This window comes from Xanthobacter sp. DMC47, from assembly GCF_056313845.1.
Map to the genome: position 1 here is coordinate 1,404,490 of NZ_JBQUZM010000004.1, position 20,564 is coordinate 1,425,053.

General features: G+C 67.3%; 20 protein-coding genes and 1 tRNA gene. 12 read left to right on the forward strand and 9 right to left on the reverse strand.

Going from position 1 to position 20,564, the window contains the following annotated elements; genetic code table 11:
- Positions 1–2: 2 nt before the first annotated feature.
- Positions 3–551: a Spy/CpxP family protein refolding chaperone gene (locus tag ACT54R_RS18345; RefSeq protein WP_476328662.1), complete on the reverse strand. Its 549-nt coding sequence runs from the start codon at positions 549–551 to the stop codon at positions 3–5.
- A gap of 153 nt (positions 552–704) precedes the next feature.
- Positions 705–1,625 carry a metallophosphoesterase family protein gene (locus ACT54R_RS18350; protein ID WP_476328664.1) on the reverse strand — a complete coding sequence of 307 codons (921 nt, stop codon included), beginning with the start codon at positions 1,623–1,625 and terminating at the stop codon, positions 705–707.
- Positions 1,626–1,806: 181 nt separating this feature from the next.
- Here ACT54R_RS18350 and ACT54R_RS18355 point away from each other — a divergent pair, with 181 nt between their 5' ends.
- Positions 1,807–3,054 carry a glycoside hydrolase family 2 TIM barrel-domain containing protein gene (locus tag ACT54R_RS18355; RefSeq protein ID WP_476328666.1) on the forward strand — a complete coding sequence of 416 codons (1,248 nt, stop codon included), beginning with the start codon at positions 1,807–1,809 and terminating at the stop codon, positions 3,052–3,054.
- Between the two features lie 46 nt (positions 3,055–3,100).
- Positions 3,101–3,610 (forward strand): formaldehyde-activating enzyme, encoded by a 510-nt coding sequence (gene fae, locus ACT54R_RS18360; RefSeq protein ID WP_476328668.1) that lies wholly within the window; start codon positions 3,101–3,103, stop codon positions 3,608–3,610.
- 66 nt (positions 3,611–3,676) lie between these two features.
- Here the strand turns inward: fae and ACT54R_RS18365 are convergent, their stop codons facing one another.
- Entirely contained in the window at positions 3,677–3,895 is a 219-nt protein-coding gene (locus ACT54R_RS18365; protein ID WP_476328670.1) for a hypothetical protein, read from the reverse strand.
- 197 nt (positions 3,896–4,092) lie between these two features.
- Positions 4,093–5,430 carry an MFS transporter gene (locus ACT54R_RS18370; protein WP_476328672.1) on the reverse strand — a complete coding sequence of 446 codons (1,338 nt, stop codon included), beginning with the start codon at positions 5,428–5,430 and terminating at the stop codon, positions 4,093–4,095.
- 156 nt (positions 5,431–5,586) lie between these two features.
- Between ACT54R_RS18370 and fabI the strand changes: the two genes are divergently transcribed.
- The 3 genes from fabI (at position 5,587) to ACT54R_RS18385 (ending at position 8,416) form a co-directional block, all read left to right on the forward strand.
- Positions 5,587–6,351, forward strand: coding sequence for an enoyl-ACP reductase FabI (gene fabI, locus ACT54R_RS18375; protein WP_476328674.1), 765 nt, complete (start codon positions 5,587–5,589; stop codon positions 6,349–6,351).
- 218 nt (positions 6,352–6,569) lie between these two features.
- A complete protein-coding gene (locus ACT54R_RS18380; protein WP_476328676.1) occupies positions 6,570–7,943 on the forward strand; it encodes an NAD(P)H-dependent oxidoreductase in 1,374 nt (457 codons plus the stop codon).
- 197 nt (positions 7,944–8,140) lie between these two features.
- Complete coding sequence (locus ACT54R_RS18385; protein ID WP_476328678.1) at positions 8,141–8,416, forward strand: hypothetical protein; 276 nt, start codon at positions 8,141–8,143, stop codon at positions 8,414–8,416.
- 36 nt (positions 8,417–8,452) lie between these two features.
- Here ACT54R_RS18385 and ACT54R_RS18390 read toward each other — a convergent pair whose 3' ends face one another.
- The 4 genes from ACT54R_RS18390 to pdxY form a co-directional block, all read right to left on the reverse strand.
- Complete coding sequence (locus ACT54R_RS18390; protein WP_476328680.1) at positions 8,453–9,187, reverse strand: NUDIX hydrolase; 735 nt, start codon at positions 9,185–9,187, stop codon at positions 8,453–8,455.
- Positions 9,184–10,278, reverse strand: coding sequence for an alkene reductase (locus ACT54R_RS18395; RefSeq protein WP_476328682.1), 1,095 nt, complete (start codon positions 10,276–10,278; stop codon positions 9,184–9,186). Before ACT54R_RS18395 ends, ACT54R_RS18390 begins: the two co-directional genes overlap by 4 nt.
- Before the next feature lie 180 nt (positions 10,279–10,458).
- Positions 10,459–11,364 carry a PhzF family phenazine biosynthesis protein gene (locus tag ACT54R_RS18400; protein ID WP_168462031.1) on the reverse strand — a complete coding sequence of 302 codons (906 nt, stop codon included), beginning with the start codon at positions 11,362–11,364 and terminating at the stop codon, positions 10,459–10,461.
- Between the two features lie 72 nt (positions 11,365–11,436).
- Positions 11,437–12,285, reverse strand: coding sequence for a pyridoxal kinase PdxY (pdxY, locus tag ACT54R_RS18405; protein WP_476328684.1), 849 nt, complete (start codon positions 12,283–12,285; stop codon positions 11,437–11,439).
- Positions 12,286–12,500: 215 nt separating this feature from the next.
- Between pdxY and ACT54R_RS18410 the strand changes: the two genes are divergently transcribed.
- The 5 genes from ACT54R_RS18410 (at position 12,501) to ACT54R_RS18430 (ending at position 18,049) form a co-directional block, all read left to right on the forward strand.
- Positions 12,501–13,472, forward strand: coding sequence for a polysaccharide deacetylase family protein (locus ACT54R_RS18410; protein ID WP_476328686.1), 972 nt, complete (start codon positions 12,501–12,503; stop codon positions 13,470–13,472).
- Positions 13,473–13,632: 160 nt separating this feature from the next.
- Positions 13,633–14,286, forward strand: a complete 654-nt coding sequence (locus tag ACT54R_RS18415) for a DUF938 domain-containing protein (protein ID WP_476328688.1) — start codon at positions 13,633–13,635, stop codon at positions 14,284–14,286.
- A 126-nt stretch (positions 14,287–14,412) separates the two neighbouring features.
- Positions 14,413–15,486, forward strand: a complete 1,074-nt coding sequence (locus ACT54R_RS18420; RefSeq protein ID WP_476328690.1) for a flagellar motor protein MotA — start codon at positions 14,413–14,415, stop codon at positions 15,484–15,486.
- A gap of 15 nt (positions 15,487–15,501) precedes the next feature.
- Positions 15,502–16,521: a peptidoglycan -binding protein gene (locus ACT54R_RS18425; protein WP_476328692.1), complete on the forward strand. Its 1,020-nt coding sequence runs from the start codon at positions 15,502–15,504 to the stop codon at positions 16,519–16,521.
- A 538-nt stretch (positions 16,522–17,059) separates the two neighbouring features.
- A complete protein-coding gene (locus tag ACT54R_RS18430; protein ID WP_476328694.1) occupies positions 17,060–18,049 on the forward strand; it encodes a hypothetical protein in 990 nt (329 codons plus the stop codon).
- Positions 18,050–18,089: 40 nt separating this feature from the next.
- Here the strand turns inward: ACT54R_RS18430 and ettA are convergent, their stop codons facing one another.
- Complete coding sequence (gene ettA, locus ACT54R_RS18435) at positions 18,090–19,745, reverse strand: energy-dependent translational throttle protein EttA (protein WP_476328696.1); 1,656 nt, start codon at positions 19,743–19,745, stop codon at positions 18,090–18,092.
- 113 nt (positions 19,746–19,858) lie between these two features.
- On the opposite strand from ettA, the gene ACT54R_RS18440 reads away from it, so the two are divergent.
- Together ACT54R_RS18440 and ACT54R_RS18445 are read left to right on the forward strand one after the other, a co-directional pair.
- Positions 19,859–20,329, forward strand: coding sequence for a cupin domain-containing protein (locus ACT54R_RS18440; RefSeq protein WP_476328698.1), 471 nt, complete (start codon positions 19,859–19,861; stop codon positions 20,327–20,329).
- Between the two features lie 160 nt (positions 20,330–20,489).
- Positions 20,490–20,564, forward strand: a tRNA-Gly gene (locus ACT54R_RS18445).

Genomic DNA, 20,564 nt, shown 5'->3' on the forward strand with positions numbered 1-20,564 from the left:
GGTCAGCCGCGACGCGGGCCATCGGCGTTGGGACCGCCATGCGGGCCGTGATGCCAGCCCCCGCCCATGCCACCGCCCATGCCTCGGAACTGCTGGTGCAGCACCATGTTGAGGCGCTGCTTCTGCGCGGTGTCCAGGGTCTTGTAGAGCGGGTCCGCCGCATCGGCGATCTTGCGCAGGTCGGCGGCACGGGCGTCCATGCGGTCGGCAGCCGCGCGCATCCGGGCGATGGGATCGGCGGGCGTGCCGGCCTGCCGCGCCTCGCGGGCGGCCTTGCGGTCGGCGGCCATCTGCTCGCGGCGCTGGGCCGCCTCTTTCGCCACGGACTTCAGCGTCTGCTCCACGCCCGGCCACAGCTTCTCCTGGTCGGGGGTCAGCTTCAGCGCGGTCTTGAGCGAGACGATACGGGCGTCGGTGAGGATCGCGCGATCTTCGGCGGTCGGCTGCCAGCGGTGCGGCGCATCCCCCGTCGCGTTGGTATTGGCGGCGTAGGTGGCCGCGGAACCGGCGATCAGCGCAGCGGCGGTTGCGGCAAAAAGAGCGCGTTTCATTCGTGGGTCCTCCTTCAGGGACGAAGGAAGCATCGTCCTCAACCCCACGCCGGGCAACTTAAACTTCGGTAATAGACATCTTGATACAAGTTGTTGCAAATAGATTATTCGTGTGACTTACGTCACGACACGCCCCACATTCTGCCACAACTTTCAGGCAACGGCGCCAGGCTCGAATAGTATTTGCGTGCCGAGGGTCGAAATACCCTCCGAATCCCTCGCGTAACCGCGCCGTTCCATTTCGCAGCGCCAGGCCCCCGGGCCGCCAGAGATACGGTAAAGGCAATATCCGCCGGCGCCGCGCTCATCCTGCGGCCCGGCCGAGGCGGAGGGTACGCCCACCACCGGAATGGGACCGACAGCGGAAGGGATATAGCCGAGGGAGGCGCGGTGGTCGTGCCCGTGCAGAACCAGCTCCGCTCCCGCCTGTGCCAGCACCGCGCGCACCTCCTCCGCATCGCGCAGGTCGCGGTGGAAGGGGCGTTCGCCGACCGGGGGATGGTGGATCATCACCACCCGGAACAGCCCTTCCGCCTTCAGTTGCTCCAGCAGCGCCGAAAGCCGGCCGAGCTGCGCCCGCCCCGCCTTCCCGCTGGCGAGGAACACGGCCGTGGGGATGGCCGTGGACACGCCCACCACCGCCACCTCGCCGCGCCGCCTGACGTAAGGGAATGAATCCACGTCCACCGGCGTATGGGGATGGCTGTCATCGCCCGCGAGAAACGGGGCCCAATGCTCCAGGTGGTAGTGCATGGCCGAGCGGACATAGGCGTCGTGGTTCCCCGGCACCACGCTCACCTGCGCGGGCGGCCCGAGGGAGGCGAGGAAGGTGGCGCCGGTATCGAACTCGGCCGGCAGGCTGACGTTCACGAGGTCGCCGGTGACGCAGATATGGTCCGGCTGCTGGGCGAGGAGGTCCGCCGTCAGGGGCGCCAGCGTCGATGCGCCGAAATTGCGCCGCCGCGCGCCGATCCAGTTCATCATCCCGAAGAAGCGCTTGCCCAGAAGCTCGGAGACGCGCGCCTCCGGGATCGGGCCGAGATGCGGGTCTGAGAGGTGGGCGATCACGGGCATGAGGCGGACCTTGGTGCGGCGGGAATGCGGCGCTTATAGCAGATCGCGTCGCACCCGCTCCGGTTCCCGCGTGCGATGCGGCAAGGCGCGCGGCCCGGGCCGGGTTGATGTTGCCGAAGCCATCCCGCACCCTGCATGCTGCAATGCGTCGATGTCCTCAGGCCAATGGCGAGTGAAGTCCGTGCGTCACGTTTTCGTCCTCCTGCTTCTTGCGCTGGTCCTCTCCCCTGCCCTCGTGCGGCAGGCCAAAGCCTCCCAGGTGGCGGTGCGCGGAACCGAGATCCTGGTGGATGGCAAGCCCTTCATTCCCCTCGGTGCCAGCGGAGAGGGGCGCTTTCCCGAGTTGAAGGCCCTCGGCGCCAATACCATCCGGACCTACGGGCAGGAGCCCGGCGAGATTCTGGATGCGGCGCAGCGGGCGGGGCTGAAGGTCATCGTCGGCTTCTGGCTCGCCCATCCGCGCCTCGGCTTCAATTATGCCGATCGCGGCGCGGTGACGGCCCAGCTCGACGCCCTGCGCCACATGGTCGAGCGCTACCGCACACATCCGGCGCTGCTCATGTGGGCGATCGGCAACGAAGTGGAGGTCGAGCTTCAGCCGGAGGAGGCCCAGGCCGTCTGGCCGGCGATCGAGGAGGCTGCGCGTCTCGTCAAGACGCTCGATGGCCAGCACCCCACCATGGCGGTGCTGGCCGAGGTTGGCCAGGACAAGGCCGCCATCCTCAAGGACAACGCGCCGGACATCGACGTGCTCGGCATCAACGGCTATGGCGACGGCCTTCTCACCGCCGCCGGCCGGGCGCGGGCACAGGGCTGGACCGGCCCCATCATTCTCACCGAGCTGGGCGCGCAGGGCCATTGGGACGCCCCGAAGGCCCCGTGGGGGGCGCCCATGGAGCCCACCTCCTCGGACAAGGCCACGCGCGTGCGGCGCTACCTGATGACCGCCAAGCAGGCGGGGGTTGGTGCCATGCCCTTCCTGTGGGGGCAGAAGCAGGAGGTGACGCCCTCCTATTATTCGCTGCTGCTGCCCACCGGCGAATGGACGGAGACGGTGGAGGTGATGGCCGATTTGTGGGGCGGGAAGGTGCCCGGCGGCCCCAACCGGGCGCCGCGCATCCTCGCGCTCTCCCTCATCGGCCCCGCCCGCTTCCCCACCGACGGGCAGACCGTGGTGCGCCTCGCCGCCACCGATCCCGATGGTGACCCGCTCAAGGCCGAATGGCAGATCATGGCTGAGACCACCGCCCGCAGCGTCGGCGGCGATCCCGAGCCGGTGCCGCCGAGCTTCCCCGAGGGCCTGCACGATGCCGCGCCGACCGGCGTGCGCATCTTCGGCCTGCCGCCCGGCCGCTACCGCGTATTCGTGACCCTGCGCGACGGGCGCGGCGCGGCGGCGACCGGCAACATCCCTTTCGAAGTCCAGTAGATCTTTTCAAAACGCCTTTTCAGCACAGCATTTTGCGGAGGATTTCATGCCCAGGATCGACCGTCTTCTGGTGGGAGAGGCCCTGGTGGGCGACGGCAACGAGGTGGCGCACATCGACCTCATCATGGGTCCGCGCGGTTCCTCAGCCGAGATCGCCTTCGTCAACGCCCTCACCAACAACAAGGACGGATTCACCGCGCTGCTCGCTGTGGTCGAGCCCAATCTGATGGTGAAGCCCGCCACCGTCCTCTTCAACAAGGTGACGATCAAGGATGCCCGCCAGGCGGTGCAGATGTTCGGGCCGGCGCAATATGCGGTCGCCAAGGCGGTGGCGGACTGCGTGGCGGACGGCATCATCCCCATCGAGGAGGCCGACGACATCTTCATCTGCGTCGGGGTGTTCATCCACTGGGACGCCAGCGACGATGCGCGCGTCCAGGCCTTCAACCACGAGGCGACGCGCCTCGCAATCACGCGGGCGGTCAGCGGGGCACCGAGCCCGGTAGAGGCCGTGACGCGCCGCGATACGGCGCGTCACCCGCTCGCTGTAGACTGACCGAGCCGCGATACGGCGCGTCACCCGAGGGAGGCGGCCGGCGACGGGCCGGCGCTGCGCAAGGCGCTATTGCGCGCCGTCCCCGCCCTCATGCGACAGGTCAAGGGCGAGCCCGCGGGCGAACCAGGCGCCCGTGCCGGCAAGCGCCGCGCCCGCGAGAAATGCAAGGGCGGTCCAGTGCGCCGCGGCGAGGCAGATCCCCACCAGCAGGCCGGAGAAGGAGCAGGCCATGGCCACGATCATGACCGAGGCGCGCTCGCGCGCGCCTGCGTCGCCCGCTGCCATGCCATGCGTCGTGAGCTGCCTGTGTGCCGTCAACTGCCCCAGCGAGCCCCCCGCAGGACCCGCAGAGGGCGGATGCGACCGCCTGTTTGATTGAAATGCCACGATCTTCCTCCCGCGCCGCCGACTGTCCGGCGGTCATTTGGAGGGATAGTAAAACAGAAAAGCTTCACCTCTTCATCAGGCGGAGACGCTGCTGGCTAAATTTTTCTTGTCCCAGCGTCATTGCACTGCAGCAAAGGGCCGAGATGCGGCCGAAAAGCGAGCATCAGCATCGCGCCGGCGAACACGATGGCCGCCAGCGCCATGAAGCCGGCATCGAACCGGCCGGTCGCCTCCCGCACGAATCCAACGAGATAGGGCCCGGCGAAGCCGCCGAGGTTGCCCACCGAATTGATGAGGGCGATTCCCGCTGCCGCCGCCGTGCCGCGGAGGAACTGCGGCGGCACCGACCAGAACGGCCCCAGCGCAGCATAGATGCCCATGGAGGCGAGGGAGATGGCGGCGATGGCCGCCATGTGCGTGGGCGCCACCACGCTGGCGGCCAGCCCCGCCGCCCCAGCGATGGCCGGAACCGCCACATGCAGCACCCGTTCACCGCGCCGGTCGCTGTGGCGGCCCACGGCGAGCATGGCGAGGGCGCTCAGCGCATAGGGAATGATGAGGATCAGGCCCACTTCGTGGGTGGAATAGCCCATGGCACGCACGATCTGCGGCAGCCACAGGCCGATGCCGTAGAGCCCCACCACGAGGCCCAGATAGACGAGGCAGAGCACGACGACCCGCACATCCTTCAGCGCCGGCAACAGAGCCTCGTGGGTGCCGGCGGGATGTGCCTGGTGCGCCGCATCATGGGTGGCATGGTCAGCGGCGAGACGCGCGGCAATGGCGGCCTTCTCTTCCGCCGACAGCCACCGGGCCTGTTCAGGACCATCCGGGAGCAGGGCGAGCACCACCAGGCCGAGCCCCACCGCCGGCAAGCCCTCGATGATGAACAGCCACTGCCACCCGGCGAGCCCGAGGAGCCCGTGAGTGTCGAGGATCCAGGCCGACAGCGGCGCCCCCAGCGCGCTGGAGATCGGCACCGCCGCCATGAACAGCGCCACGTAGCGCGCCCGCACCGAGAGCGGGAACCAGTAGCCGAGATAGAGGATCATGCCCGGCAGGAAGCCGGCCTCGGCGGCGCCGAGCAGGAAGCGGGCAATGAAGAAGCCGGTCGCGCCCGTCACGAAGGCGGTCGCCGCCGAGATCAGGCCCCATGTGACCATGATGCGGCAGATCCACAGCCGCGCGCCCACCTTCTGCAGCACCAGGTTGCTCGGAACCTCGAACAGGAAATAGCCGAAGAAGAAGATGCCGGCGCCCCAGCCATAGACCTCCGGCGAAAGGCCGAGGTCGGCATTCATGGTCAGGGCCGCGAAGCCCACGTTCACGCGGTCGAGGAAGCTCACCACGTAGAGCACCATCATCAGCGGAATCAGCCGCCGGACCGCCTTGGCGAAGGCGCGCGCCTCCACCGTCTGCTTCTCCGCCACCACGCGCCCCTCCCCTGCTGGCCGGGTTGTGGCGGCGGGCGCGGCGGGCGTCAACCGCCCGAAGGAGGGATGGCACCTGGGTCCGTTTGACTTTCGTCATGTTGGCGTCGCGCGCCGGGTGCGAGGAGATGCACGACTGCAACGCAAAGGGGCTTGCCCATGTTTTCGCTGAAGGGCCAGAAGGCGCTGGTGGTGGGCGTGGCCAACGACCAGTCCATCGCCTGGGGCTGCGCCAAGGCCCTGCACGAGCAGGGGGCGGATGTCGCCATCACCTATCTCAACGAGCGGGCCGAGGCGCACGTCCGTCCGCTCGCCGAGAGCATCGGCGCCGAGTTGATCCTGCCCCTCGATGTGAGCATTCCCGGCCAGCTCGAAGCGGTCTTTGGCGAGATCACGGCCCGCTGGGGCCGCCTCGACACCCTTTTGCACTCCATCGCCTTCTGCCCGAAGGAGGATCTGCACGGCCGGGTGATCGATTGCTCGGCGGAGGGCTTCGCCAAGGCCATGGACGTCTCCGTCCATTCCTTCCTGCGCATGATCCGCCTCGCCGAACCGCTGATGCGCGAGGGCGGCACCTGCATGACCGTCTCGTTCTACGGCGCGGAGAAGGTGGTCGAGCATTACAACATCATGGGGCCGGTGAAATCCGCCCTTGAATCCGTGGTGCGCTATGCGGCGGCGGAGATGGGCGAGAAGCGCATCTCCGTCCATGCCCTTTCCCCCGGCCCGCTGAAGACCCGCGCCGCCTCCGGAATCCAGGACTTCGACGAGTTGCTGAACGAAGCCGCCGAGCGGGCGCCGACCCACCTCCTTGCCTCTATCGAGGACGTGGGGGCTTTCGCCGCCTTCCTCGCCAGCCGCGAGGCCGCCAACGTCACCGGCGGAGTTCACCAGATCGACGGCGGCTACAGCATCATCGGCTGACGACGCCGGCCCTGCCCCTGCGGGACGCTTCCCTCTGCCGGATTCGGGCACTACCCTTGCACCTGCGGGCACGACCCGCCACGGCCGGACAGCAACGATCCGGCCGCAGACAACCGGCGATGGCCGGACGGAGGAACGCTCCAGCGCATCGGCCCGCCTGGCGGGCACGCGCGTGCGCCTGTCTTCGCCCGGCTTCCGCAAGGAAGGAGAGCGACCCCATGAATCTCGCAGCCAAGCTCCGCGCCCGCGCGGCCGAAGGCCGGCCGGTGCGCGTCGGCCTCATCGGCGCCGGCAAGTTCGGCTCCATGTTCCTGTCGCAGGTGCGCACGACGGTGGGCATGCACCTGATGGGCATCGCCGATCTTTCCGTCACGCGGGCGAAGGATGCCCTCGCCAACACCGGCTGGCCGGTGGACGACGCGCTCGCGACCGATTTCGACGACGCGCGCCGCACCGGTCGCACCGTCCTCACCGAGGATGCCGAGGCGCTCATCAAGGCGGACGGCATCGAGGTGATCGTGGACGCCACAGGCAGCCCGGCAGCGGGGCTCAGGCACGCGCTGCTCGCCATCGCCGCGCGGCGCCACATCGTGATGGTGACGGTGGAGGCGGACGTGCTGGCCGGCCCGCTCATCGCCCGCAAGGCGTTGGAGGCGGGCGTCATCTATGCGGCGGCGTATGGCGACCAGCCGGCGCTGGTGTGCGAGATGGTCGACTGGGCGCAGGCCTGCGGCTTCACCGTCGTGGCCGCCGGCAAGGGCACGAAGTATTTGCCGGCCTACCACGCCTCCACGCCGGATGACGTGTGGCACAATATCGGCCTTACCCCTGAGCAGGCGGCCATCGGCGGGATGAACCCGCAGATGTTCAACTCCTTCGTGGACGGCACGAAATCCTCCATCGAGATGGCCGCCATCTCCAACGCCACAGGCCTCAAGGCGCCCCGCGACGGGCTTCTCTTCCCGCCCTGCGGCGTGGACGACCTGCCCACCATCCTGCGTCCCCGCGACGCCGGCGGACTGCTGGAGGAGGCCGGGCAGGTGGAGGTGGTGTCCAGCCTGGAGCGGGATGGACGGCCGGTGTTCCGGGATCTGCGCTGGGGCGTCTATGTGGTGATCGAGGCCGATCCCTCGGCGCGGGGCGACTATGCCCGCCGCTGCTTCCGCGAATACGGCATGGCCACCGACCCGAGCGGGCGCTACACGGCGCTCTACCGGCCCTACCACATGATCGGGCTGGAACTCGGCATCAGCGTCGCCGCAGCGGCGCTCAGGAACGAGGCGACGGGCGCGCCCATCGGCTTCTTTTCCGACGCCGTGGCGGTGGCGAAGAAGGACCTCATCCCCGGCGAGATGCTGGATGGCGAGGGCGGCTACACCGTGTGGGGTCGCATCATGCGGGCGGAGGATTCGCTGGCGCGCGGCGCCCTCCCCATCGGCCTCGCCCACAAGGTGCGCCTCACCCGCCCCATCGCCCGCGGCGAGGTGGTCGGCTGGGCGGACGTGGAAATCGCCGACAGCGACACCGTGCGCCTCCGCCGGGAGATGGAACGCGCGTTCGCCGCCCCCGCCACGCGCCCCGCGGCAGCCTGAGAGGCAGGCCTGCCGCGACCGGCGCGGCGCGAGACCGCACCGAAGACCATACCGTTTTGCCGGCGCGGCGCGAGGCCGCACCAGTTTGGCCGGCCTGCGGCGAATGGGAATATTGATCCAGATCAAATGTCCGGCGAAGGATCGCCGGGTTCCGCACTGCGGGACGAGCCTAGACCCATGCGACCGGACCCTGCCCCATGCGAACCGCCACGCGCGCCGTGCTTCATGTTCCCGTCTTCGGCTGGCTTCTGCGCGATGCCATCTACGGGCTGCCCGACGCGAAGTATTTTTTCATGGCGAACCTCGTGTTCGCCTTCGGGTACCTGACCTATTTCTTCGGCTACGCCTTCATCATCATCTATGCGCTGACGGCGACCGCGCTCGCGATGACCGCGCTCATCGTCCTCACCGCCTCCGACTTGCTGGCCACCATGGCGAAGCGCAAGGCGGTGCGGCTCGCCCGCGGCATGTAAGCGACGGGGCGACAAGTCAGAGGACCGGCTCGGCCCTCAGTTCCCCGCCCAGCGCCAGCGCATGTAGTCCACGGCGAAGGGGGCCATGGCGGGGGTCAGGTCGGCTTCGCTCCGCACCACCGCCACGTCGGCGAGTTCCGGGTTCGCTTCTGCGGCGATGAAGGCGCGGATGCGCGCGGCAAGCACCTCGGCCGGCGCATCGAACACCAGGCGCCCGAGGAGCGCGACGCGCGGTCCGTCAAACAGGCCGGTGAAGCCGCCATCCCGAAGGATGTCCGAGGCAGAGAGGCCGGTTTCCTCCTCCAGCTCGCGCAGCATGGAGGCGTGGAGATCCACGCGGCCGTCCGGCGTGATGTCGGACGGGTCAGGGGTGCCGCCCGGGAAGTAGATGCGGCCGGCAGAGGCCGTCTGCGGCCCCATGACGCCCAGCACGAAGCCGCCGTCGGAGCCTTCGATGGCGCCGAGCGCGAAGGCGTTGACCATGCCCTCGTCCTTCCAGCCTTCGTCGCGCCAGAAGGTAAAGGCCGCGAAATCCGTCTGCCGGAAGGCACCGGAAAGCACGCCGTCCGAAAATCCGTGGCGGGCGAGGAGCAGGATCGGCCCGTTCCACAGATGTGGGTTATCGGCCGCCCGGCGGGCGAAATGCGCCTCGATCTCGGCCCGGCGCGGCGCCATCTCGGTCCAGCCGCCCGGCTCAAAGGCAAGATCGAGCCGATGGACCGGCGCAATGCGCCGGTCCACGGTCCAGTCCTGACCCCAGCCACCGCTCACGCGGCGGCGTCCTTCAGGGTCGGGTAGTCGATATAGCCCTTGGCGCCGCCGCCATAGAGCGTGTCGCGGTCCAGCTCGTTGAGCGGCGCATCGCGGCGCAGGCGCTCCACCAGATCGGGATTGGCGATGAACGGCTTGCCGAAGGCCACGAGGTCGGCCTTGCCTTCCCTCAGCACGGCGTTGGCCAGCGCGAGATCGTAGCCGTTGTTCACCATCCAGGCGCCGCTGTAGCGCTTGCGCAGCTCCTCGAACGAGAAGTCGGGCGCCACATCGCGCGGGCCGCCGGTGGCGCCTTCAACAACGTGGATATAGACCGGGTGGCGCTTCTCCAGCTCGTCGACCACGTAATTGAAGAGCGCCTGCGGGTTGCTCTCCGAGACGCCATTGGCCGGCGATACGGGCGACAGGCGCAGGCCCGTGCGGGTGGCGCCGATCTCGGCGACGATGGCGTCCATCACCTCCAGCAGGAAGCGGGCGCGGTTCTCGATGGAGCCGCCATAGGCGTCCGTGCGCTGGTTGGAGCCGTCCTTAAGGAACTGGTCGATCAGGTAGCCATTGGCGCCGTGGACCTCCACACCGTCGAAGCCAGCCTTGATGGCGTTGGCGGCAGCGCGGCGATAGTCCGCGATGAGACCGGGGATTTCGGACAGCTCGAGCGCGCGCGGCGCGGAGGTCTCGGCGAAGCCGTTGTTCACGAAGGTCTTGGTGGCCGCGGTGAGCGCGGAGGGAGCGACCGGCGCGCCGCCGTTGGGCTGCAGCGAGGTGTGAGAGACGCGGCCCACGTGCCAGAGCTGAATGAAGATGCGGCCGCCCTTGGCGTGGACCGCATCCGTCACCTTCTTCCAGCCTTCGACCTGGGCGTCGGTATAGATGCCGGGCGTGTCCTGATAGCCCTGGCCCTGCTGGGAAATCTGCGAGGCCTCGGTGATGAGGAGGCCGGCGTCAGCGCGCATGGCGTAATATTGCGGGGCAAGGTCGCTGGGGACGAAGCCGGCGGCGGCGCGGTTTCGCGTCAGAGGCGCCATGACGATGCGGTTGGGAAGCGTCAGATCGCCGAGGCGAAAGGTGTCGAACAGGGAGGTCGCGCTCATGAAGGGTGTCCTCTGGCTTGGGGCCGGGAGTGCTGCGATGCGGCAGACATAGGCGCGATCATGCCACTGCCAAGCCCGGGCGCCGGTGAAAGCGGGCCCAAATACGGCCTTCGACCGTGAGTAGTTTCAATGCCACGTATTGGCGACGCTCAATGATGGTGCCTTACCCATTGGCATCCTTCAAATATGCAGCACACCCTCGGCGATCACCACCGCGCCGCCGCCGATGGTGGCACCGGTGACCTGCCCGGCCTTCACCGTGAAGCCGAGATCGACCCGGCTCGGCCGGCCCATCTCGAACCCCTGGTCGATCCGCACCTTGTGATGGCCGTCCACACGGTTCTCCGCGTCCAGCAGCACCCAGGGGAAGGCGGCGGCGGCGGAGCCGGTGGCCGGATCCTCCTCCGTGCCGAGGCCCGGGGAGAACATGCGGGCACGGAAGTCCGCGTCGCCTTCCTCATCCAGCGTGTAGAGATAAAGCGCCTCGCCGAAGCCGCCGAGGGAGGCGATGAAGGCGGCTTCGTCCGGCCGCGCGCGGGCAAGCGCCGTCAGGTCGGCCAGCGGCACGAACAGGAAGGGCACGCCGGCATTGGCGACGATGGGGCGGTGGGCGTCGAAGCCGATGTCCCCCTCGTCAAGGTTCAGGGCCTCGGCGCAGGCGGCGCGGGAAATGTTCACCTCCTCGATCTCGCCCTTGCGCGGCGCGGTGAACACCGCCGATCCCTTGCGCGCGCCGGCCGGCGTCGCGCCCTGCGTCGTCACCTCGCAGGTGATGGTGCCGATCGTCTCCTCGATGCGCAGGGTGCCCGTGGCGAGCTTATCCTCCAGCGCCAGGAGCACGGCCGCGCCGACGGTCGGATGGCCGGCGAACGGCATTTCGTGAGCGACGGTGAAGATACGGATGCGGGCGCGGTTCGCCTTGTTCTTCGGCGGCAGCACGAACACCGTCTCGGAGACGTTGAACTCCCGCGCGATCTGCTGCATGGCCGCGTCGTCGAGCCCCTGCGCATCGAGCACCACGGCCAGCGGATTGCCGCCGAAGGGGCGGGTGGTGAACACGTCCAGGGTCACGTACCGGCGCGGCATCTCAGCTCTCGAACGCTACAAGAGCACCCGCGCCCCCACGCCGGCCTCTCTACTCTCTGCCACAATTTAGCCTCAGATCGGCGAGGCCGGGAAGAGCTGGGAGGGGGTCACGAACTCCTCCTGCGCTTCCACCAGCAGCAATTCCCGAGACTGTGCTTTTTCGGTCCGCGACAGCACCCCGTAAATGGAGGATGCGGCAAGGGAAACCGCCTGCGCCGTAGAGCCCGTGCGCAGCACGTGGAAGAAGAACAGCGCGGCGATCGCATCGCCCGCGCCGTTGAGCGAGACGGCGAGGCGCGGCGTGCGCACCAGGAAGCGCCCGTCCGGGCCGCAGGCGAGAAGGTCGATGGAATCGGGTGGCGTCTCGCCCACATGCAGGCTGGTGACGAGGATCACCTTCGGCCCCAGCGCATGCAGCGCGTCGCAGGCGGCGATGGCCTCCGGGAGCGTCGCGCAGGTGCGGCCGGTGAGCAGCTCCAGCTCGAACTGGTTGGGGGTGATGACATCGGCGGCGGGCACAGCCTGTTCGCGCATGAATTCCGGGATGCCCGGCCGCACGAAGATGCCGCGGCCCACGTCGCCGATCACCGGATCGCAGCAATAGGCGGCATTGCGGTTCGCCGCGCGCACCCGCGCCACCGCATCGAGAATGGCGGCGCCGATATCGGCCGAACCCATGTAGCCGGAGAGCACGCCGTCGCAGCGCGACAGCACGCCGCGCTCGGCGATACCCTCCACCAGATCGCCGATGGCGGCGGCCTCGAACACCTGCCCGCGCCACGCACCGTAGCCAGTGTGGTTGGAAAACTGCACCGTATTGATGGGCCACACCTCCACGCCCAGCCGCTGCAGCGGGAACACGGCGGACGCATTGCCCACATGGCCGTAGGCGACGTGCGACTGGATGGAGAGGATGTTCATGGGGCCGTTCCGGGGAGCGCTGGAACAGCCGGTTAACCCGATGGAGCGTCCGCCGACAAATGGAATCTGTTGATGCACCCCCGCGGCCCCGCTGATGTTTCCCCGCGCAACAGCAAGTGACCGGCACCCCATCGTTCGGCCACTGGAAATGCGCCGCGCACAGGACTAAGCCGGGGCGCCGCCGTCCGATGGCGACGCTTTGTGCCGGTGACGCCTTGCCCTCGACCCGACTGCCGCTCCGTCCCCTCCTCGCCGCGCTGGCGCTTGCTGCGCTGGCAGTGCCCGCTTACGCCGCCGGCCCGGCCTGCTACCCGCCCCAGGCCCTGGCGGCGAAGCCGGGGGAGGAGATCGTTCGGCCGCACACCGGCGGGCCGGGTCAGCTGCCGGACATCTCGGTGCCCACGGCGGCGCCCGTGCCAGCCGCCCTGCGCGGCTCCATCCGCCGGGTGGACCTGCCGCCGGGCGTGAAAATGGTGGCCCTCACCTTCGACCTCTGCGAGGCCTCCAGCGAGACCTCGGGCTATGACGGCGCGCTCGTGGATTACCTGCGCAGCGAGGGCGTCGCCGCCACCTTCTTCGCCGGCGGCAAGTGGATGGTGAGCCATCCCGAGCGCGGCGGGCAGCTCACCGCCGATCCCGGCTTCGAGATGGGCAACCACACCTGGTCCCACGCCAACCTCACCGTGAAGACCGGCGAAGCCATGCGCCGGCAGGTGGACGACGCCGACATCGGTCTCGCCCTCGGCCGCAAGCAGGCGGAAGCCAAGGGCTGCATGCTGCCGAAGCCTCAAGCCATCAGCCTGTTCCGCTTCCCCTATGGCTCGTGCAGCGCCGAGTCGCTGAACTATGTGAACGACACCGGCCACCTCGCCATCCAGTGGGACGTGGATTCCGGCGATCCCGCCTTCATCGGCGCCAAAGGGATGGCCGACGACATGCTCCGCGGCATCAAGCCCGGCTCCATCGTGCTGATGCACGCCAACGGCCGCGGCAAGCACACGGCCGAGGCGCTGAAGATCCTCATCCCGGCACTGCGCGCCAAGGGCTACCGCTTCGCCACCGTCGGCCAGCTGCTCGCCGCCGGCACGCCGGTGATCGCCCAGACCTGCTATTCCCTCAAGCCCGGCGACACCCGCATCTATGACGAGGCCGCAAGGACCGGAAAGCGCATCCTGCCGGTGCAGTAGGCGGCCCCTCGGCAAGCCCCGACGGGGCCGGAACGGCCGCGCTCGCGCGGCGAAGGCGCGGACGTGCAAACCGAGCCCCATTGAGCCGCCGCAGCGGCCGGGCCAAGATCGCGGACACGACGCGATCACGTTCCCCTCCCCGCCCGCCGGAGATGCCCGTTTGACTGCCCCTGCCCCAGACCCCGACGCCCGCCGGTCGGCGCCCGCGACGCTCAAGAACCGCGGCCCCATCGGCGACCTTCTGCTGCCGCTTTTGCCCCGCTCCGGCACCGTGCTGGAAATCGCCAGCGGCACCGGCGAGCATGTGGTTCATTTCGCCCGCCGGGCGCCGCATCTCGTCTTCCAGCCGTCCGATCCCTCCCCCTTCGCCCGCGCCTCCATCGCCGCCTGGACCGCCGCCGAAGGTCTTTCCAACGTGCGCGAGCCCCTCGCCCTCGATGCGGCGGGCGAGGACTGGCCGGTGGGCAAGGTGGATGCCGTCGTCTGCATCAACATGATCCACATCAGCCCGTGGGAAGCGACCGTGGGCCTGATGCGCGGCGCCGGTGCACGCCTCCCGGCGGACGGCATTCTCTTCACCTACGGCGCCTATCTGCGCGACGAGGTCGAGACAGCGCCCAGCAATGTCGCCTTCGATGCGGACCTCAGGCGGCAGGACCCGCGCTTCGGCCTCAGGCACCTCGCGGAGGTTTCGGCCACGGCCGCGCAGCACGGCCTCGCTCTGGCTCGGGTGGAGGAAATGCCGGCGAACAATCTTTCACTGGTCTTCCGCAAGGTCGCGACTGTTTCGCCGCGCGGTGTCCCTGTGCCATAGTCGACACTGGCGCTTGCCAGAGGCCGGGCCTGATTCTCCGGCCTTTATCCCCGTGGAGGGCTTCCCGAGCGGAGGCGTTGCCGGGGCCCTTCAGCGTTCGAGGGACACACTCGCTCGGGGAGAACCATGGCGCGCGTCGTCGATCCGTTCATCAAGCTGTCCTCGCCCCGCATCTTCCTGGTACGGATGCTGGTGTTCCTGGCCCTGTGCGCGGCGCTGGCGGCCGTGCTGCACCGGCAGATCGTTGCCGCCTTCCTCAACAATCCCGGGCTGAACGGCGTCATCTTCGGCGTGCTGGCGGTGGGCATCATCCTTTCCATCAGGCAGGTGTCACGCTTGTTCCCCGAGGTGGACTGGGTGAATTCCTTCCGCCTCGCCGATCCCGGCCTTGCGGTATCGCGCCCACCGACGCTGCTTGCGCCCATGGCCGCGCTTCTGGGCGAGCGGCTGGGCCGGATGGCTATCTCGCAGGCCACCATGCGCTCCATCCTCGATTCCATCGGCACCCGCCTCGATGAGAGCCGGGACATGGGGCGCTACCTCACCGGCCTGCTCGTGTTCCTCGGCCTGCTCGGCACCTTCTGGGGCCTTCTGGAGACGGTCTCCTCCATCGGCGCGGTCATCGGCGCGCTGCAGGTGGGGCCGGACGTGGGCTCCATCTTCGAGGACATGAAGAGCGGCCTTGCCGCCCCCCTCGGCGGCATGGGCACGGCCTTCTCGTCCTCGCTGTTCGGCCTTTCCGGCTCGCTGGTGCTGGGCTTCCTCGACCTTCAGGCGGGCCAGGCGCAGAACCGCTTCTACACGGACCTGGAGGACTGGCTCTCCACCACCGTGCGCGACCTCGATGACGGGCCGCGCGACCGCGCCCTCGCCGCCGATCGCGAGGCCGCCCCGCGCGTGCCGGCTGCCCCGGCGCAGATCGCTGCTGCCGCGCCGCTGGCGCTGCCTCCGCCGGTGCTGGATCTCGATCCATTGGTCTCGGCCATGGGGCGGCTGGAGAAGACCATGACGGAGGCCGGCTCCCAGCGTGTGACCTCCGCTCTGGCGCAGCTTGCCGAGAGCCTGCAGGGCCTCGTCACCCACATGCGCTCGGAACAGGCGCTGCTGAAGCAGATGATCGAGCAGCAGCAGGCCCAGCAGGAGCAGATGCGGCGCCTGCTGGCGCGGGTCGAGGACGACGCCGGTCCGCGGCGCAACTGAGCGGAGGCGGCACCCATGGCCCTCGGAAGGCGCGGCCGCGACCGCCACATCGATTACTGGCCGGGCTTCGTGGACGCCCTGTCCACGCTGCTGCTCGTCTTCACCTTCCTGCTGTCGGTGTTCATCCTCACCCAATTCTTCCTCACGCAGGAAATGGCGGGCAAGGACGACGTGATGCAGCGCCTGCAGGCGCAGATCCGCCAATTGACCGACCTGCTCTCACTGGAGCGGGCCAACATCCAGTCGTCCGAGAGCGAACTTGCCTCCGTGCGTGCCTCGCTCGAAGCCAGCGAGAGCGAGCGCGACAAGCTGCGCGGGCAGGCCGTCGCCGTGCCCGCCCCCTCCGATACGGGCCGCGCCAACGCTTTGTCCCGCGAACTCGACAGCCAGAAGGACCTCGCCGCCCGCGCCGCCGCGCAGATCGAGCTTCTGAACCAGCAGATCGCGGCCCTGCGCCGGCAGATGGCGGCGCTGGAGGAGGCGCTCAACATCTCCGAGAAGCGCGATCAGGAGAGCCAGGCCAAGATCACCGACCTCGGCCGCCGGCTCAACGTGGCGCTGGCCCAGCGGGTGCAGGAATTGACCCGCTTCCGCTCGGAATTCTTCGGTCGCCTGCGCGACATCCTCGGCAACCGGCCGGACATCCGCGTGGTGGGCGACCGCTTCGTGTTCCAGTCGGAAGTGTTCTTCGATGCCGGCTCGGCGGTGATGAAGCCGGAGGCCATCGCCTCCCTCGACAAGCTGGCGGGGGCCATCCTCGACCTTGAGAAGTCCATCCCGCCGGACATCTCCTGGGCTCTGCGCATCGACGGCCACACCGACAACAGGCCCATCTCCAACGCCCAATTCCCCTCCAACTGGGAACTCTCGGCGGCGCGCGCCATCGCGGTGGTGCAGTATCTCATCGCCAAGGGGGTCAGCCCCAACCACCTCATCGCCGCCGGCTTCGGCGAATACCAGCCCCTCGACACCGGCACCTCCGACGAGGCCCGCGCCCGCAACCGCCGGATCGAGCTGAAGCTGACGGAGCGGTAGTCCTTTTCTTGCCAACGTCATGGCCGGGCTTGTCCCGGCCATCCGCGGGGCGTAGCCGCGAACACCATCAGGCATCGTCCCATCGGCCCGACGTGGATGCCCGGCACAAGGCCGGGCATGACGGCGGTGAGGGGGGAACGGCCTCCGATCCTCACCCCCGCGACGGCCCAGCCGTCGCCGTTCCCCGGACAAGCGACGGCGCAGCCGGAGCGCCGATCCGGGGTCCAGCGCGGGACTTCCGCGCAGCGGGGCAATGCCTGAGGGCGGTGGGGTTCGGAAGCGCCTGCGGCGGGTCGTTGCGCTGGGCACCGGCTCTCCTTCCCCTGCGCTACGCTCCGTTTCAGTCGGCCGGGGCGCGAGGGTGGCATAGGTGCGGGGGCTTGCGGATGGGGGAGAAGGTGGCAAGCTGGGAAGTTGCAACTTTCACTAGTCCGTATCGCTGCGGGAGCTGATCGAGGGCAAAGCGAGAAGCAGGAACTTGCGGCATAAGTCGCTGAGAACGCTTGGCGGGCGCAGAAGGCGGGGTGAGCAATAAGCAATGAAAGCACTTACCTATAGGGTGACTAAACACACCTTACCCAATTGCGCCCCTTTGCACGAAAAATGCCCGCGAGGGATGGCATATGAGACAGACTCTCATTTCGTGCATGTTTTCGGCGAGGATCGTGGCCTCTGGATTGTATCGCCTGGCCTCACTGTGACCGAGGCCCGCTCAGGCACATTACCCGAGTGGATTGATAGAACTTTCGGCGCCACCGATGTAAAAGAGTCGCTCAACGACGTAGGACACTCCGTGCGCGGAGTTTGGCGGCCAGGACTATTATTTCCAAACGAAATATTACAGGGACTCGACACAACAGATGCTTCCCTTCGGAGAGCGGAACAATCATTAATTATTTTAATTGATAAACTAGACGAAATTTTTCTATTTGTTGAGCCATCAGACAAAAATCTGATGGCATTCAGTCATAAAATAAGGGAGCTATTAATATTGTCCGCGACTGAAGCCGAGAACGCATGGAAAGATTTCTTAAGAATTTCAAATAGTTCACCGCCAGCGAATGGGCACTTCAATACAAATTCCTATGTTAAGCTTGCTGATCCGCTCTATTTGGCCGAATTCCAAATACCCTTTCCTCAGTACGAGGAAATCCCGCCAATTCGACCTTTTTTAGGCTGGTCTGCCGCCAGCCCTACAGGCTCTTTAGTCTGGTATGACGCGTACAATAAAACAAAACACGATAGAAACAAGTCATTCTCTGACGCCACGCTTTTATCATGCATTCAGGCCGTTTCAGCCAATATTATATTGCTCACCGTTCGATACGGTCCGTTTAAGTTATTTAACGGAGGTGGACGGCTGTCCACCCTAATAAATCATCTTATCAAACTTGATCTCCTAAACAGCGATCCGGCGTCTTTTTACATTCCTCAAATACGACTCGACCCGAGGCAGAGGCCCGATTTGATTTGCTACGGCGCTCACGAAACAATTTGCCCTTGGGTAGTTGATCCGCTGAAATTGTAGAGGGGGGCTCTTATAGTCCGAGAGAGCCCCCTCCCTCACCTCACCGCGAAAACTTCTTATACTGAATCCGCTTCGGGATCACCGAATCCGTCCCCAGCCGGCGCTTCTTGTCCTCTTCGTAGTCCGCGAAGTTGCCCTCGAACCATTCCACGTGGCTGTCGCCCTCGAAGGCGAGCATATGAGTGGCGACGCGGTCCAGGAAGAAGCGGTCATGGGAGATGATGACGGCGCAGCCGGCGTAATCCTCCAGCGCCTCTTCCAGGGCGCGCAGGGTGTCCACGTCGAGGTCGTTGGTGGGCTCGTCGAGGAGCAGCACGTTGCCGCCGCGCTGGAGCACCTTGGCGAGGTGGACGCGGTTGCGCTCACCGCCGGAGAGCATGCCCACCTTCTTCTGCTGGTCGCCGCCCTTGAAGTTGAAGGCCGCGCAATAGGCGCGCGAGGGAATCTCCTTCTTGCCGACGTAGATCACCTCGTTGCCGTCGGAGATTTCCTCCCACACGGTCTTCTTGTCATCCAGCGCGTCGCGGCTCTGGTCCACATAGCCGAGCTTGACCGAATCTCCGATGGAGATGGTGCCGCCGTCCGGCTTCTCCTGCCCGGTGATCATGCGGAACAACGTGGTCTTGCCCGCGCCGTTCGGCCCGATGACGCCGACGATGCCGCCCGGCGGCAGCTTGAAGGAGAGATCGTCGATGAGCATCTTGTCGCCGAACGCCTTGTTCAGGTGATCGAAGGCGATGACGTTCTGCCCCAGCCGCTCGGCGACAGGGATGACGATCTGGGTGGCGGAGGGCTGGCGCTCGGACGCGCGCTGCAGCAGTTCCTCGTAGCGCTGGATACGCGCCTTGTTCTTCGCCTGGCGCGCCTTGGGGCTGGCGCCGATCCACTCCTGCTCGCGGGAAAGGGCGCGCTGGCGGGCCTCGTCCTCGCGGCCCTCCTGCTGGAGGCGCTTCTGCTTCTGGCCGAGCCAGGAGGAATAATTGCCCTCGTAGGGAATGCCGCGGCCGCGATCCAGCTCCAGGATCCAGCCGGTCACGTTGTCGAGGAAGTAGCGATCGTGGGTGACGATCAGGATCGCGCCCGGATAGGTGCGCAGGTGGCCTTCCAGCCAGTTCACCGTCTCGGCGTCGAGATGGTTGGTGGGTTCGTCGAGCAGCAGCAGTTCCGGCTGCTCCAGCAGAAGGCGGCACAGAGCGACGCGGCGGCGCTCACCGCCCGACAGGCGCGTCACCTCCCAATCGTCCGGCGGGCAGCCCAGCGCGTTCATCGCCTGCTCCACCTTCGAATCGAGATCCCAGAGGCCCTGCGCCTCGATCTCGTCCTGGAGCTGGGTCATCTCGTCCGCGGTCTCGTCCGAGTAGTTCATGGCGAGTTCGTTGTAGCGCTCCAGAATGGCCTTCTGCTGGGCCACCCCGTCCTCAACGTTCTGCCGCACGGTCTTGGTGGGATCGAGCTGCGGCTCCTGCGGCAGGTAGCCCACGCGCACGCCTTCGGCGGGACGCGCCTCGCCCGTGAAATCCTTGTCGATGCCGGCCATGATGCGCAGCAAGGTGGACTTGCCCGCGCCGTTGTTGCCCAGCACGCCGATCTTGGCGTCCGGGTAGAAGGAGAGGTGCACGTTATCGAGCACCTTCTTGCCGCCGGCATAGGTCTTGGTCATGCCGTGCATGTGGTAGGCGTACTGATAGGGGGCCATGGGCCGCCATCTCCTGAAAAGGGGTGCGGGAAAGTTGGCGCCGTTCTAGCCTCGCAGGCGAGGCGCGGCAAGGTTTGCGAGACGAAAGCGACCGGCGCGCTCTGGAGGAAAAGATGGGTTCCGACCACCACCACAAGGACTGGCGCACCGACGGCGTGCAGGTGATCCCCGGCGACAGCCTCGATCCCAACACCGCCCAGACCCCCGGCATGAACCGCGCCACCGCCATCAACCGCGCCCGCGCCGGCGCCGAGAAGATCTGGGCCGGCACCGTCCACATCCACCCGGATGCCAAGACCGGCGCCCACCACCACGGCGATCTCGAAAGCGTCATCTACGTGGTCAAGGGCCGCGCCCGCATGCGCTGGGGCGAGAATCTGGAGTTCGTGGCCGAAGCCGGGCCGGGCGACTTCATCTTCGTCCCGCCCTATGTGCCCCACCAGGAAATCAACGCTTCCGCCGACGAGACGCTGGAATGCGTGCTGGTGCGCTCGGGGCAGGACCCGGTGGTGGTGAATCTCGACATCGAGCCGGCGGAGAAGCCGGAGGCGGTCAAGTGGATCGACCCGATCCATCGGGAGTGAATGCGCGTGCAGCCTTGTGCTGCAAGGCTTTTCGGCCGCGCTGCGGCCAAGCCATCCACAGGCCGGCGGAGAAAGAATGCAAAGGGGTGTTGCATTCGCCGCCGGCATTTTCTATAGAACCGCACCTGCCGCCGACACACTGTCTCGCCGGCAAATGGATGCGGGTGTAGCTCAGGGGTAGAGCACAACCTTGCCAAGGTTGGGGTCGTGGGTTCGAATCCCATCGCCCGCTCCA